The 13,026-nt window shown below is 42.9% G+C and carries 12 protein-coding genes; 1 reads left to right on the top strand and 11 read right to left on the bottom strand.

Features of this window, described 5'->3' with window-relative positions:
• Positions 1-122 precede the first annotated feature (122 nt).
• From WC848_01080 to WC848_01130, 11 genes are all read right to left on the bottom strand, one after another.
• Positions 123-1,334 carry a ParB/RepB/Spo0J family partition protein gene (locus WC848_01080; GenBank protein ID MFA5961259.1) on the bottom strand — a complete coding sequence of 404 codons (1,212 nt, stop codon included), beginning with the start codon at positions 1,332-1,334 and terminating at the stop codon, positions 123-125.
• Between the two features lie 277 nt (positions 1,335-1,611).
• Positions 1,612-2,511, bottom strand: a complete 900-nt coding sequence (locus WC848_01085; protein MFA5961260.1) for a phosphoribosylaminoimidazolesuccinocarboxamide synthase — start codon at positions 2,509-2,511, stop codon at positions 1,612-1,614.
• Positions 2,508-3,095 carry a hypothetical protein gene (locus tag WC848_01090; GenBank protein ID MFA5961261.1) on the bottom strand — a complete coding sequence of 196 codons (588 nt, stop codon included), beginning with the start codon at positions 3,093-3,095 and terminating at the stop codon, positions 2,508-2,510. Before WC848_01090 ends, WC848_01085 begins: the two co-directional genes overlap by 4 nt.
• Before the next feature lie 33 nt (positions 3,096-3,128).
• Positions 3,129-4,571 carry a lyase family protein gene (locus WC848_01095; GenBank protein ID MFA5961262.1) on the bottom strand — a complete coding sequence of 481 codons (1,443 nt, stop codon included), beginning with the start codon at positions 4,569-4,571 and terminating at the stop codon, positions 3,129-3,131.
• A 210-nt stretch (positions 4,572-4,781) separates the two neighbouring features.
• On the bottom strand, positions 4,782-5,393 hold the full coding sequence (locus WC848_01100; GenBank protein MFA5961263.1) for an HAD family hydrolase: 612 nt from the start codon (positions 5,391-5,393) through the stop codon (positions 4,782-4,784).
• A 1-nt stretch (position 5,394) separates the two neighbouring features.
• Positions 5,395-5,565 carry an AbrB/MazE/SpoVT family DNA-binding domain-containing protein gene (locus WC848_01105; protein ID MFA5961264.1) on the bottom strand — a complete coding sequence of 57 codons (171 nt, stop codon included), beginning with the start codon at positions 5,563-5,565 and terminating at the stop codon, positions 5,395-5,397.
• Positions 5,566-5,770: 205 nt separating this feature from the next.
• Positions 5,771-6,637, bottom strand: a complete 867-nt coding sequence (locus tag WC848_01110) for an inositol monophosphatase family protein (GenBank protein ID MFA5961265.1) — start codon at positions 6,635-6,637, stop codon at positions 5,771-5,773.
• Positions 6,638-6,858: 221 nt separating this feature from the next.
• Positions 6,859-7,950 carry a ribosome small subunit-dependent GTPase A gene (gene rsgA, locus WC848_01115; GenBank protein ID MFA5961266.1) on the bottom strand — a complete coding sequence of 364 codons (1,092 nt, stop codon included), beginning with the start codon at positions 7,948-7,950 and terminating at the stop codon, positions 6,859-6,861.
• Between the two features lie 189 nt (positions 7,951-8,139).
• Positions 8,140-9,495, bottom strand: coding sequence for an amidophosphoribosyltransferase (purF, locus tag WC848_01120; GenBank protein MFA5961267.1), 1,356 nt, complete (start codon positions 9,493-9,495; stop codon positions 8,140-8,142).
• 221 nt (positions 9,496-9,716) lie between these two features.
• Positions 9,717-10,688, bottom strand: coding sequence for an orotidine-5'-phosphate decarboxylase (gene pyrF / locus WC848_01125; protein ID MFA5961268.1), 972 nt, complete (start codon positions 10,686-10,688; stop codon positions 9,717-9,719).
• A 222-nt stretch (positions 10,689-10,910) separates the two neighbouring features.
• A complete protein-coding gene (locus tag WC848_01130) occupies positions 10,911-11,633 on the bottom strand; it encodes a hypothetical protein (GenBank protein ID MFA5961269.1) in 723 nt (240 codons plus the stop codon).
• 286 nt (positions 11,634-11,919) lie between these two features.
• On the opposite strand from WC848_01130, the gene WC848_01135 reads away from it, so the two are divergent.
• Entirely contained in the window at positions 11,920-13,008 is a 1,089-nt protein-coding gene (locus tag WC848_01135) for a dihydroorotate oxidase (protein MFA5961270.1), read from the top strand.
• The last annotated feature ends 18 nt before the right edge of the window (positions 13,009-13,026 follow it).

The raw sequence follows: 13,026 nt of genomic DNA on the forward strand, positions 1-13,026 counted from the left end.
GGCCTCTATTTTTTGCCTGCACCTGATCCCATCAAGCTAAATACATAAAAAAACTCCCCTGCAGCGTAATACAAATTATTGTTCGCTGAGGGGAGGGTGATCGTAATATATTATGGTCCATTTTAATCCCAATCATTGATTATTCCGAAAATTTTATCGAGCCTGTTTTTGATGTCTTCAAAATTCCCGCGCAACTCATGAAGGGGAATCTTTGCATTCAACACATCAGCTTCCTTTAGCCCCTCTGCCAGATCTAGCGTGTCGTTGAAAACTTCAATTCCGCGCAAGATACTTTTTATAACCAGGTCAGTCGCTGACTCCAATTTTTTCCCCTTGCTCTTCTTGCTTCGGCGCTCCTTAACCAAGCCCTGTTTTTCCGCCTTTAGCCTAACAAGCAGATTGAGAGCATTGGGATGAATAAACTCTTTCTTCCTTTCCTTTTTCAGATTTTGGATTATTTCATAGACTGCGGACTGGTTTTCTTTCTTGTAATCAACCAGTACCAACGCCTCTCCCTTGGTCAATTCACGCTCTGCAAGCATTTTTATGTAACTCGGGAGCAGATCCAAGTAACGCCGGATTCTCTGGATGCTTGCAACCGGCTTTCCCATCGCAACGGCGATATCCTCATCTGACAGTTTAAACTCTTCTTCCATGCGCAGTATCGCCAGAGCCTCCTCGATCGGTGTAAGTGCGACTTTGTTGGCATTATCAGTCACGCAACGTAAAAATATCTGTTTGTCATCCTCAATCTTATAGACCAGGCAACTGACATGACTGATTCCCGCTTCTTTTGATGCGAGTGATCTTCGCTCTCCTCCAATAATCAATCCGTATGGCATACTGTCGGATTCTTTCCGAATGACAATTTTTATCGGAGAATCCACGTCGCCGTTGAGCTTGATGGATTTTGCAAGCTCTTTGATTTCTTTTTTATCAAAAAAGATTCGTGTTTGCCGCTTAAGGGGAACCAGAAAAGCAAGCGGAATTCTAACTCTGGTCCCTAAAATCAGATTGTCCAATTCGTCGCGTGAGTTGATAGTGTAATAACCATTCTCGCTCAAAGATCTCAGGCAACCGACTCTCCACTGGGATCTTTTTTGCATTTCAGCAAAATCAACCGGCGCCATTCCGTTTTTAACCCGAAATTTTTTGATCTTTTTCTTTTCCCCCCTTTCTTCTCTTTGGGCAGCTCTTCTCGCTTCCCTATCCGCTCTTACATCCTCATCCTCTTCTGTCTCATTGAAAGTCCCAGTTCCCTCCTCATTGATTTCCTTTAAACTATAGCCTCTTTCAATGTCTTTGAGGATGCTTCCGATATCTCCTTGTTTCATTATGCCTTCTCCTTTCAATAAATGGGTTGATATTTTAAAGAGCCGTTTATAATCAAAAGTTTTCCTCCCTATATCAAACCTAGCGTAGAAAATTAGAAAAGGCAAGAAATCCCCAATTTAATATAAAAACCAACTGACTAAGACTGGTAAGAGATATTGATTTAGAGGCCTCTATAGAAGCCTCTAAAATTGCAAAAAAAATAACCCACCTCTCACCGTCGACAGTTGTCATTGGTGAAGGGTGGGTCTTGGTCGTTTTTACTCTCTTGTGGAACGACTAATCCACAAGGCCGTGACCAGTCAATCGCTCGAGCGCTTCCAGATAGCGCGCTCTGGTTTGCTGGATGATTTCCACCGGCAAATTCGGCGCCGGGGAATCCCCCTTCCAACCGATTGATTTCAAATAGTTACGCAGGGGCTGTTTATCAAAGCTGTTTTGGCTACGCCCGATTTGATAGGTCGCTTTCGACCAAAAACGAGAGGAGTCTGGAGTCAGCACTTCATCAATGAGAATGAGCTCGCCTTCGTACCAGCCAAGCTCAAACTTGGTGTCAGCGATAATAATTCCGCAATGCAATGCGTGCCTTGTTGCTTTTTCAAAGAGCCCTAGGCAGATGTCAGCAACTTTGTCAGTGTTTTTTACTCCGACAATTTTTTGCATCTGCTTAATTGAAATATTTACATCATGTTTTCCTGCTTCGGCCTTGGTCGATGGCATAAAAATAGGCTCGGACAATTTTTCTGATTCCTGAAGACCAACCGGCAATTCATGCCCGCAAACCACTCTATTTTCCAGATAGGCTTCCCAGGCTGAACCAGAAATACACCCCCGCACAATACATTCCACCGGAAGCGGAGCGGCTTTACGAACCAACATACTTCTCCCAATGAGTTGCTCTTTGAAGGAAGCACAGACCTTGGGGTATCTGTTGACATCTGCCGTAATTAGATGGTTGGGTACGATATCACGCAAGTAATCGAGCCAGAAACTTGACATTTGATTGAGGATTACCCCTTTATCCGGTATAGGATCAGGCAATACTTCGTCAAAAGCGGATATGCGATCAGTGGCGATCATTAAGTTTCCCGCGTACTTAAGATCATACATATCGCGGACTTTCCCACGAGAAACAAGTTGGAGTCCCGGTAAATAACTTTCAAACATTGGTTGTGTCATGCGCGTTCTCCTTTCATTTTTTCTCTCTGTTTTCGCCCGATTTCAAGTGCTTCGCTCATTGAACGTCGGACGGCCGGTTTTTGCTCTTTTAAAGTAATGATGGGATAGATTCCGGAAGCTGCATCTTGCGCAGCCCGCAAACATCCCTCCGCTCCCACGTAATCATTAAAAACTACTTCGGAACCGGGCAGCTCTGTAATACTTCGGATTGCTGTTTGGGTGTGTACCAAATTTTTTGGATCCACGATGGCTACGCCAAAAATCACGATATGACTGTCTTTGAAAAGATTCCGCAAAAAGGCATTTGCACAACCAGTCAACTGGTTTGCCCAGCCGGCACCGACAATGATGGAATCAACTTGCCCGATTAAAATCGGAAGTCTGATTAAAACATCAAGTGGATTTCTATGGATACTGTTTGTCCACTCGTCGAAAAGCCTGACCCGGCCATCATCGGCAAGCTGCAGCAAAAAATCATGTGCTTCAACTGCCTGCTCCAGATCAGAATCGGAACCAAACATGGTCGCGATTCTCGGCACCTCAATTCTCCGCATTCCTTCAGGAACTACAAATGAGTTTGTCATACTTCATTTTCTCCTTTTCAGTTTCATTATTTGCTAAAGTTTATTCCCAGCTTCACGATGAGCGATTGAAATTGCATTGCCGAGATAGTTTTCTGGCAATGTGAGATATGAGTCGATACCGATATCGGCGTCTGTCATCTTTCGTAACATATCAGTAGTAATTTCTGCATGCTCGCGTGAATAGTCCAGCACTGCATCAATAAAAGTCCCATCATTAGAAGCCTCCACTATTGGAATAATTTCTTTATTGACAAGATGGTGCGCATCGGGTACTCCTTCGCGTTGCAAAAAAAGATGAACCAGTTCCGCCACGACCAGTTTGCCTTGAACATCAAAGTTTTTCCGACATTTTTCTGCATCGATCCTCATACTTTTAAGCACTCGCTTGGCCGTCAAAATTTGCTGAAAAGCATAGACGGCAATAGCCGAGTAGCTTCGCATTACATTTGACCAGCGCAGGTCGCGTTGCAAATCACTCACAAGTGTCATTGCGACTTTCATAAACTCTGCGATAACAGACACATGCATTCCGGCCATATTTTCGGCCGCAATTGGATTGGATTTTTTATGTGACATTGCTGATGAAGATGAACTTTCGCTCACCACTTCACCAAACTGCGAACTTTGCAAAATCCTGGTGTCCTCACCAAGATTTGCCAGCGCTCCAGAAAGAAGCACTAGCTCGGAATAAAATCTGGCCATCCCTTCAGGCGGAGCTATCTGAGTACTAACTTCCGCAACCGGAAGTTCTAAAAAATCCATTAAAATTTTTTCACCCCATCTGTCTTTTATGAGTGCTCTTTGCGAAGCCGATGTGCCAACCGCCCCGCTAAATTTTCCCGGAACTTCTTTTGATAATACTGTCAATCTGCGTGCGGAGTTCACATAACGATTGTGCAAATTCGCCAACCAAAAACCTGCAGTAACTGGTAGTGCGGTTTGCAGATGCGTTCTGCCCGCCATAAGCACCTCAGCATTTTCTCCAATCCTGTAGCGCCATAATTCGTCCAACTCGTAGAGCTCAGGCAAAAAAACATGCTCAAAAGTAACCTTGAGTTGGAGTGCATAGGCGGTGTTAATGATGTCATAAGAAGTTGCGCAAAAATGCAACCAGCGATGTAATCTCATTGGTAAAAATACGCGCATGAGCGCAAGCAGAGCTAATATATCATGATTAATTCCCGGCTCTCTTTCTTTAGCATCTTGCTTTGTTGTGGTAATTAGGAAGAGCATTTTAATCAACAACTCGTCGGTTAAAAGTTTTGCGTCTTCTTTCGGCATAACACCGATAAGTGCAAGTACCTTCATCCAAAACCATTCCACGAGGATAAGCCAGCCAGCCCACTGATCATAGCCAAGATAGGGCTTGAGTTTTTCTGGCTGGTATCTGGGATCCCCTGGCATTTGCAAATTACGTCCATTTTTACCTGATAATCTGTAAAGAATTGTCAGTGCATTTCTCAGATTGTCTTCCATAGTTTCCCATCCTTTCATTTTTGGGTTTTTCGGCCAAAAGCCATCTCTAATCGATTTTATATTCCTAAATTGTCAAAAAACAAGCCAGACTTAGTCCGGCCCTCCTTATGCATAACCTAGCGTAGAAACGAAAAAAAAGCAACAAATGACCCAGGCCACCAAAAAAACGCACCGATAATTAATACAAAGCATATTCAGTCCAAACCCTACTCATTTTATCCGAGAAACGTTTTTTTGGAAATCATCAAAAGTTGTGTATAAAAAAGATTGCCAACCCAGCTTCTTGGCAGAAATCACATTGACTTCTTCGTTGTCCCAAAACATAATTTCTGCCGGCTTAATTCCTTCGATTTCACCAAGATCCTGATGGATAAATTCAAAGAATTTTTTATCCGGTTTCTTATGCCCTATTTCTGCCGAAGAATAAATTTTATCAAAAATTCTATCAAAACCCATATTGCTTTTCATATACTCTGTTCGATATTTTTCCTGCTGTGTCCCTAAGTAACATTTAATACCTAGCTCTTTCAGCCTTTTTATCTCATCAATCATTCTTTCATCAATATAGTGTTCGGCCTTAAACCAATAATCAAGCAAGTCCTCGACTGTCCCGCGCCATTTCCAATCATCGAGCAGTGGTCTCAATTCTTCCTTGAGATCAGCTTTGCCCACCAAGCAATCCTGAAATTTATCCCGAAAAAATGCCTGGACAACATTACTGGAGACTCCAAATTCTTTCTCATATTGAACGCTGAAATAGCTCGGTGAATCTATCACCACGCCATCCGCATCAAATACGACTGCTTTTATGCGTTTCTTCATACTATTTTTTCTTCCAATCACTAATCTCAACCTTACCATGACCCTTGTCGATGATGGAAAGTTTTTGTTTTTCCTTCCAGCCGTATTTCTCCACGATCTCTTTGGGAATCGTCACGGAAAAACTATACGCACTGGATTTTTTGAGCTTGTGAACATTTTTTTGTTCGGACATATTTTTTTAATTTTAGGGACTTCTATTTCTTTCTCCCATTTTATCACCGCCAAGGCTAAAACACAAAAAACTCCCACCAAGTAGATATTCTTGCTTTTGGCTCCGCGATCCGCCGGCAGATTTAAGCTAGTTTAAATAAAAAGCGGTCTGACTATATAAGCCCTACCGCTTTAAAATGAACATTCTTAAAACTAAAAGTCCTCATCTAAAACTGTGCTACCGGGAGAACTTTTGCTAATTGCCTAACTTGGTTTTTGTGGATGATGAGCATATCATGCTTTCGCCGATATTTTTCCTTGCTAATTACAGGAATGTATTCCTCCCACCAGGATTTTTTTTCGTTAGGTTCAAAAAACCTATAGCCCAGCTTTTGGGAAATACCAATCACCGGACTTGAATCCCAAGGCGTTTCCCAGAAAGGAGCCAATAGCAGTGCGCCCACTTCTCCCATCCAAAGACGGGCCGCCCACGTTCCGATACTCCCACCATCGATCGATATCGACTTAAAAGCATTAATCGTTTTCTGGGAAACTTGTGAATATTTACTTTCACGTTCCCGCAAAAGTATATATAATTCCCCAAGATCAACTTCCGGCGGATCAGGGTTCAGCTTCTCGTACATTTCTAAATCAGTAATTCTCCAGGCGCTGGAAGATTCAGGACGATAGCCAAAAATTTCCCGACTGTTAACATCACCCACATATGCGGAAACAATAATGCCATTAACAACAAGTGCCACCATTGAACCAACCCCGTGAGATTGACGCCTGATGTAGGCTTTTGTCCCATCAATTGGATCAACCGTAAAATAGGCGTCTGATTTATTACTTCCCTGTACAACCAAAAAATTTTCTTCACCAACAATTCCGATGTCCGGGAAACATTCCTGGAGAGATTTCACATATGATTCCTGCGCCAACGTATCAGCTGTAGTGAAGAAATCATCCATCTCTCCGCCATATCCCATTTTTCCATTAACCTCGAAACTCATAATTTGCCGCCGAGCGATAACCATGGCCCTTCGTACGAGCTCCTTTAAAATGATCCCTACTGCATGTCCATTAAGATCCATCTGTCTCTCCTTTCGATTTACCGTTAATAAAAATATTAGCCATCTCTCATTAAAAATGGTTTTTTGTTAAAATGCTAGATTTATTATTTAACCACTAACAGCCCAAAAAAGCAAGCGGGAAAATATCTGCTAAATATTTTATTTTAGAGGCTTCTATAGAGGCCTCTATTTCTTTTTTAATCTTACCCCAATCGTAGCAAAAACACAAAAGAACCCGGCGCTTAATAATCCTTATATCCCGCATCTTTCAAGTCCTTTTTCGCAGACTTGAGAAACTTTCCAAATTGGCGGTTTTTTTCTTTTTTTTCCAGTCCCGTCATTCCATAGTGCTCAGTTTCTTTTTTGAGACTGATATAGTTAGCATAGCGTCCTTCATCTAATTGTCCGGAATCTAGCGCCAAAAGCACCGCACAGCCCGGTTCGTGTAGATGCGTGCAATCGATAAATTTACAATTTTGCGCGAGGGAAGTTATTTCATCAAACAAATTATCAACGCCAGCATTCGCATCAGCCATACCCACTTCACGTACTCCGGGGTTATCAATCACGATGCCGCCCTGGGATAAGAAATACATTTCTCTAGCAGTTGTCGTATGCTTGCCTCTGCCAGAGCGCACTCCAATGCCCTCGATTCTCACGATATCTTCTCCGAGTAACCTATTGATGAGCGAAGATTTGCCGACTCCGGATGAGCCTAAGAAACAATAGGTCTGGCCTATGGTGATAAATTTCTTGAGTTCCGCCAGGCCTTCATCAGTCAATGTGCTGGTTGCGATAACTTTGACGTCTTTCAGTCTGTTTTTAATTTCATTGATTTTCAATTCCAGTTCTTCTCGGGAAAGCAGATCAATTTTATTGAGAACAACTGCGCCCTGGATGCCACCGGAATTTGCAAGAGCGAAATATCTTTCAATGCGGTTTAGATTATAGTCCCGAGAAACGGACTCGATGACCAGCGCCACGTCGATATTGGCCGCGATAATTTGCGTTTCCCGCTTTTCACCAGTTCTATTCTTATCTCCAGTTTTTCTTTTCAACAAGGTTTTCCTTGGCAATATCTTGCGAATCATAGCCTGGTCTTGACCAACTTCATCAAGTGCCACCCAATCGCCCACCGCGGGCAAATCTTCTTTTGAAACTGCCTCAAACATTTGTTTTCCGGTAACCTTTGCCAAGTATTCACCGCTGACATTTTTGACCTTGTAACCTCCTTTATGCTGAGCAGTCACACGCGCCACGGCAAAATCAACCAGTCCGAGCTTCACTCGGCTAGTTTCAAAAAAAGCATCATAACCCAAATCTTCGTTTTGCATTTTTTAGTCAGTTAGTTTATTTTAGCTAGAAGCTTCTATGGAAGCCTCTAGGCCTTTCTTTTATTCTACCTCTGTCGAGGTAAAAACACAAAAATATATCCGGACAAAGATGTCCATTTGTTTTCTTAAAAAAATAGAGGAGTGCGACTATGTTCATAGCCGCACTCCTTTTTTCAAAGTGTATCTTTTTTACACCGGATATTTCCCGGTGAAGCATCCGTAGCAAAAGTCGTCAGGATGCACAGCCGCCTTGCGCAAATCCTCCATACAAAGATAGTTTAATGTATCCGCATGGATCAATCTACGAACATCGTCGACGCATCTTCCCCCGCTCATCACCAACTCCTCTTCGCTTTTGATATCAATCCCAAGCGAACAATGCCCGATGATTGGCGGACTAGCAACTCCAAAGTGTACTGCTCTGGGTCCACATCCTCTGACGATATCAATGATATCTTTGCTTGTTGTTCCTCTGACGATTGAATCGTCAACAAGGCTAACGGACTGATTTCGGATCAAGCTTTCAATCGGGCTGAGCTTCGCCCAGATATTTTTTTGACCGGGAGTGATGAATGTTCTGCCGATGTAATGATTGCGCAAGAGCGCTAATTCCAAGGGGTGTCCAGATTCACTCGCGTATCCTTGAGCGAAATACATGGCGCTATCCGGGATTGGAACAATCGCGTCGATGGCCAGGGGATGCCTTTGGCTATATAGCCTTCCTGTTTGCATCCGGAAATCAGCCACGGATTGGCCAAATTGGAACGAGTCTGGTCGAGCAAAATAGATTAGTTCGAAAATGCAATGGGCCGCATTTTTAGGAACGTTCATCTTGAAAGTTTCCAAGCCCTTCCTGTCAATAACAAGAATTTCTCCTCGTTCTATTTCTCTCACGAATTTTACTCCCAAGCTTTTATTGAAGGAGTTTTGTTCGGAAGCAATCATGTAGCCATAATCAAATTGACCGAGACAGAGTGGCCGAATGCCATAGGGGTCTCTCGCGGCAATTATTTTGTCCTTGGTGATAAAAAGCAAGGAGTAACTACCACGAATCATTTTGAGCGTCTCAACTATCGCCTCCACCAAAGAATTCCTTTTTGACCGAGCGATCAGTTTGAGAATAATTTCAGTGTCAGAATCGGAGAAAAAAATATCCCCTTGCCTACTCAACTCCTGACGGATCGCTAATGATTCAGGCAGGTTTCCATTATGCGCAATGCCTAAAGCGCCATAACGGGTCATCGCCAAAAGGGGCTGAACATTATTTATGTTCTTTACCGACCCAGATGTTGAGTACCTATTATGTCCGATTGCTGAGTTAAATTCCTCTTCGATCGGAATACTTTTTTTGGCAAATAGACTTTCGACCGAGTTCTTACTGATTGATAGTCTGCGAAAATGAAGATGCTCGAGATCGGTTTCTCCATTCGACAATATCATGCCACTCGCTTCTTGCCCTCGATGTTGCGCACCAAGAAGTCCGAAATAAAAAAGGGGCATAAGTTTGATCTTTTTTTCTGAATAAATTCCAACGATTCCACACATGGCCACTGCCCTCCTTTTGAGGTTATCTGCATATTATCGATTATTGTCGTTATTATTATGTTAAGTTGCAAGGCTTTATTATAGACGTATCTTAAAAAAATGTCCAATTGTCGCAGTTGCAAAAAAAATAAATCTTATCTAAATAAAATAAAAACAAGGTGAGTCTTAGAGACCCACCTTGTAAAGAACTTAAGCGTGATTCCGCCTAGTTCCATTGGTTTTTACCAGCCCAATTTACCCGCCCGCTGAAGTGCCGCATTAAGCTCATCGCGAGCAAGCATTGCCGCTTGTGCAGATGACGTAGCGAAATCCTTCGGATCGCCGCTGAACGGTCCCTTTTGCCAAGCGGCAATGGTTCCGCGAGATGTGCTGACCACAGCGCCAAACCCATCATCATTGAACGGGACAACAGCCTCATCTGCTTTTCCGCCCTGTCCCTCACCGCCGCTGATACTGTAGCCGGGGACGAGCATAAGGGAGTCCGGCAGAATCTTTCGCATTTTGACCGCATCATCCGGATATGTGCCGCCCATTACGACGCCACAATTGCGATACCCATTTTCTCCTTCCGTCCCCTCGCTCCACAATGAGACATAATGGGCGAGCCGTTCCCAGACCGTAAGCCCATTGTCTGTTACCAGTTGCTCAATGACAGAGTTCGGTTTGAATGAGGTCTTGTCGACGACAAAGACGCAGGTACCGAACTTTTTTATCTCACGAACATAGCGCATCACCGAGTCCTCGGCAATATAGCCATCGATCGTGACGGCATCCGACCGAATAGGCGCAACGACCATACGGTCATCAAAGAACGGAACCTCGCCGATATGCGCTTGTGCATATGCGTCGGCCGTTTCCGATCCATCTTTGCACTTGGCATCTTTGATGGTCAGAAGTCCACGATACTTGGCATAGGCCAATGTTTTTTCCAGAGCCTTCCATGTATGACAGCTCCTGTTATAAAACGCGGCCTGCGGTTTTACAACGGCGACAAACGGTTCAACCGCATCAATGATCGCACGGTTGAATGCGTAATAGAGTTCGCCAACCGCTTCCTCTGTGTCTCCGTAAACCGCCCGCATTTCTGCAATGAGATAGGGTGGCATAAATCTGAGTTGCGGGTCAAGTCCAACACAAAGAACACTTTTCTTCATCCGCATCGCTTCCTGCAATTTGTCTACGAAAGTTTTCATTTTACCTCCTAAAATTTGAAGTTGACAGTTAATGGTTTTTACAAGTTTTGCCTAAAGTTAAGTTTCTTGCCCTCCTTTCTCTGTTTTTTTAATATTCGTTATCAAATTTTTAAGTTACTACCCAATTTATTTATTGGTTTTTAATGCTACCAGATAAAGCATATTTATGCAATACATAAAAATACCCCGCAAAGACATCCGTCCTATATCATTTTCCACTTCCTATTTTATATTCTGATAATATTTTTCCTTAGCTTTTAAATGATGCTCAATATTTTTATTGGACTTAGCGTGTATTGGATCACAACTCTTGACAGCATATCCATTTTCAGAGAAAATTTTAATTTTTCTGGGATTATTTGTTGCAAGATTTATGCAACACGCCTCGGGAATTTCGAAAAATTTTAGAATTGCGACAACGCCTGCATACGTACGCGCATCTATCGTCTCATCTTTCGCAAGCATTAAGGCAGCTTCAATTGTATTTACATTAAATTCTTTCTGCAGCCACAGCGTAGCTAATTTAAACGGGACACCCATGCCACGACCATCTTGCCGAGGGATGTGGATAATCATGCCCTCTCCTGCGTCAGAAATAGTTTTCATAGCAAGATGCAATTGATCCAGACACTCGCAAGTAAGATCACCGAATATTTGTCCGGTAGCGCAGCCAGAGTCTGTTCTGACTATCAATTTATTTTCATTTTTGAACTCGGGCATGAGTGTTTTTTTGTTGATATCCGCTCTTGCAATTACGGCGTAATCGATCCACTGATCATCAATTTCAAAAACAAATTCCCAAAATTCTCCAAACTTAGTTTCGAGTGGTCCTAGGCCTTTTCTTGTAACAGAGTAGTATTGCTTTTTTCCATTTTCTACAACAGAAACACGCTTAGTCATAGGACTCATCCCTAATTTTATGGCTTCAATTAGATCGTTTTTCATTTTTTGCAGCATATTATTTGAAATTTAATCTTACCAGGACTACTCTTTTTTCGAGATTTTGCTAAGTCTACCATTAAACCACCTAAGTCGGATAAAAGCAAGCGAAAAAGGCATTGGCCTAAACTTAAAATCATACTAGCGCCTGCTTAAGCCTCGCTCTTATTTGTTTTTAGCAGTCGTTATCTCCAGTGATTTAAGCCCTACTAAGTTTTAATTAGCTCTATGCTTATTTAGTTTTTCCGATAGCTAATACAAACATTGCATAAAATTTCCTGCTTGCTATACTATGTTTACAATCTCAAAAAATATGCACCACAAGCCATTTTATGATCCGAAAAAAAGTTACCAAGAAAATTGTGAACAAGGACCTTTTGGTCTTTTTTTTAAACCGCAAAAATATGAAAATGCCCAAGAGCCGCGCTTTTCTTTTTTGGGCCAACTTGTCTTTGCCCCTTTTGGAATACCGGCTGGGCCATTGCCGAATAGTCGCTTTGTGAAAGCCGCGCTGGATATGGGTTTTGATCTTCCGGTCTATAAAACAGTCCGCACGAGAAAATACCCTTGCCATCCCTGGCCCAACGTCATTGGAGTTGACTTGGAAGGCGCTTTGACTTTGGAAAAAATTCGCAGTGGTCTTGTCGCGAAAAATAATTATGCGCCACCACTTTCCATCACCAACTCTTTTGGCGTGCCCTCTTCTGACCCCACTATCTGGCAAAAAGATTTAGCCCAAGCGGTGAGCTATGCTAAAAAAGGGCAAGTGGTGATTGGTAGTTTTCAAGGAACCAGAGAAAAAGGAGGGGTTGATTCGTCTCTCGTTGCCGACTTTGTTTTGGGAGCAAAATTAATCAAAGAGACTGGGGCAAAAATTTTGGAGCTAAATTTTAGCTGTCCTAACGAGAAAACTCCCGATTTGGTTTGTTTTGATTCAGAGCTGGTGCTTAGAATTTGTGAAGCAGTGAAAAATGAAATTGGTTCCATTCCGCTAATCATTAAACTCGCCTACTTTGAAGATGAACACAATTTGCGAAAGCTGGTTGAAAAAGTGGGAAAGCTGGTTTCCGGGATTGCCGCGATAAATACTCTGCCTTGCGCAATCCGAGATCGGTCGGGAAATCAAGCTTTGCCTGGAGAAGGACGACTAGTTAGTGGCATTTGCGGAGACGGCGTGCGCTGGGCCGGACTAGATATGGTCAAGAGGCTAAAGACGCTCCGCACCGAAATGAATTTAAACTACACCATTATTGGCGTTGGCGGTGTCAGCACGCCGAAAGATTATCGCGGCTACCTCGCTTGCGGAGCAGACGCGGTGATGTCAGCCACGGGAGCAATGTGGAATCCATTGCTGGCGCAAGAAATTAAAAAATATGTTTAAGGAATCATGTTTTTCTTT

The organism is Parcubacteria group bacterium (assembly GCA_041659505.1).
Classification (GTDB): domain Bacteria; phylum Patescibacteriota; class Minisyncoccia; order Moranbacterales; family UBA2206; genus UBA9630.

Bases quoted from the DNA above. Each gene is read 5' to 3' on its own strand.
- WC848_01130 (MFA5961269.1), bottom strand. From the start codon at position 11,633: ATGAAAAACGATCTAATTGAAGCCATAAAATTAGGGATGAGTCCTATG.
- WC848_01095 (MFA5961262.1), bottom strand. From the start codon at position 4,571: ATGGAAGACAATCTGAGAAATGCACTGACAATTCTTTACAGATTATCA.
- WC848_01085 (MFA5961260.1), bottom strand. From the start codon at position 2,511: ATGACACAACCAATGTTTGAAAGTTATTTACCGGGACTCCAACTTGTT.
- pyrF (MFA5961268.1), bottom strand. From the start codon at position 10,688: ATGAAAACTTTCGTAGACAAATTGCAGGAAGCGATGCGGATGAAGAAA.
- rsgA (MFA5961266.1), bottom strand. From the start codon at position 7,950: ATGCAAAACGAAGATTTGGGTTATGATGCTTTTTTTGAAACTAGCCGA.
- WC848_01105 (MFA5961264.1), bottom strand. From the start codon at position 5,565: ATGTCCGAACAAAAAAATGTTCACAAGCTCAAAAAATCCAGTGCGTAT.
- WC848_01080 (MFA5961259.1), bottom strand. From the start codon at position 1,334: ATGAAACAAGGAGATATCGGAAGCATCCTCAAAGACATTGAAAGAGGC.
- WC848_01110 (MFA5961265.1), bottom strand. From the start codon at position 6,637: ATGGATCTTAATGGACATGCAGTAGGGATCATTTTAAAGGAGCTCGTA.
- WC848_01090 (MFA5961261.1), bottom strand. From the start codon at position 3,095: ATGACAAACTCATTTGTAGTTCCTGAAGGAATGCGGAGAATTGAGGTG.
- purF (MFA5961267.1), bottom strand. From the start codon at position 9,495: ATGTGTGGAATCGTTGGAATTTATTCAGAAAAAAAGATCAAACTTATG.
- WC848_01100 (MFA5961263.1), bottom strand. From the start codon at position 5,393: ATGAAGAAACGCATAAAAGCAGTCGTATTTGATGCGGATGGCGTGGTG.
- WC848_01135 (MFA5961270.1), top strand. From the start codon at position 11,920: ATGTTTACAATCTCAAAAAATATGCACCACAAGCCATTTTATGATCCG.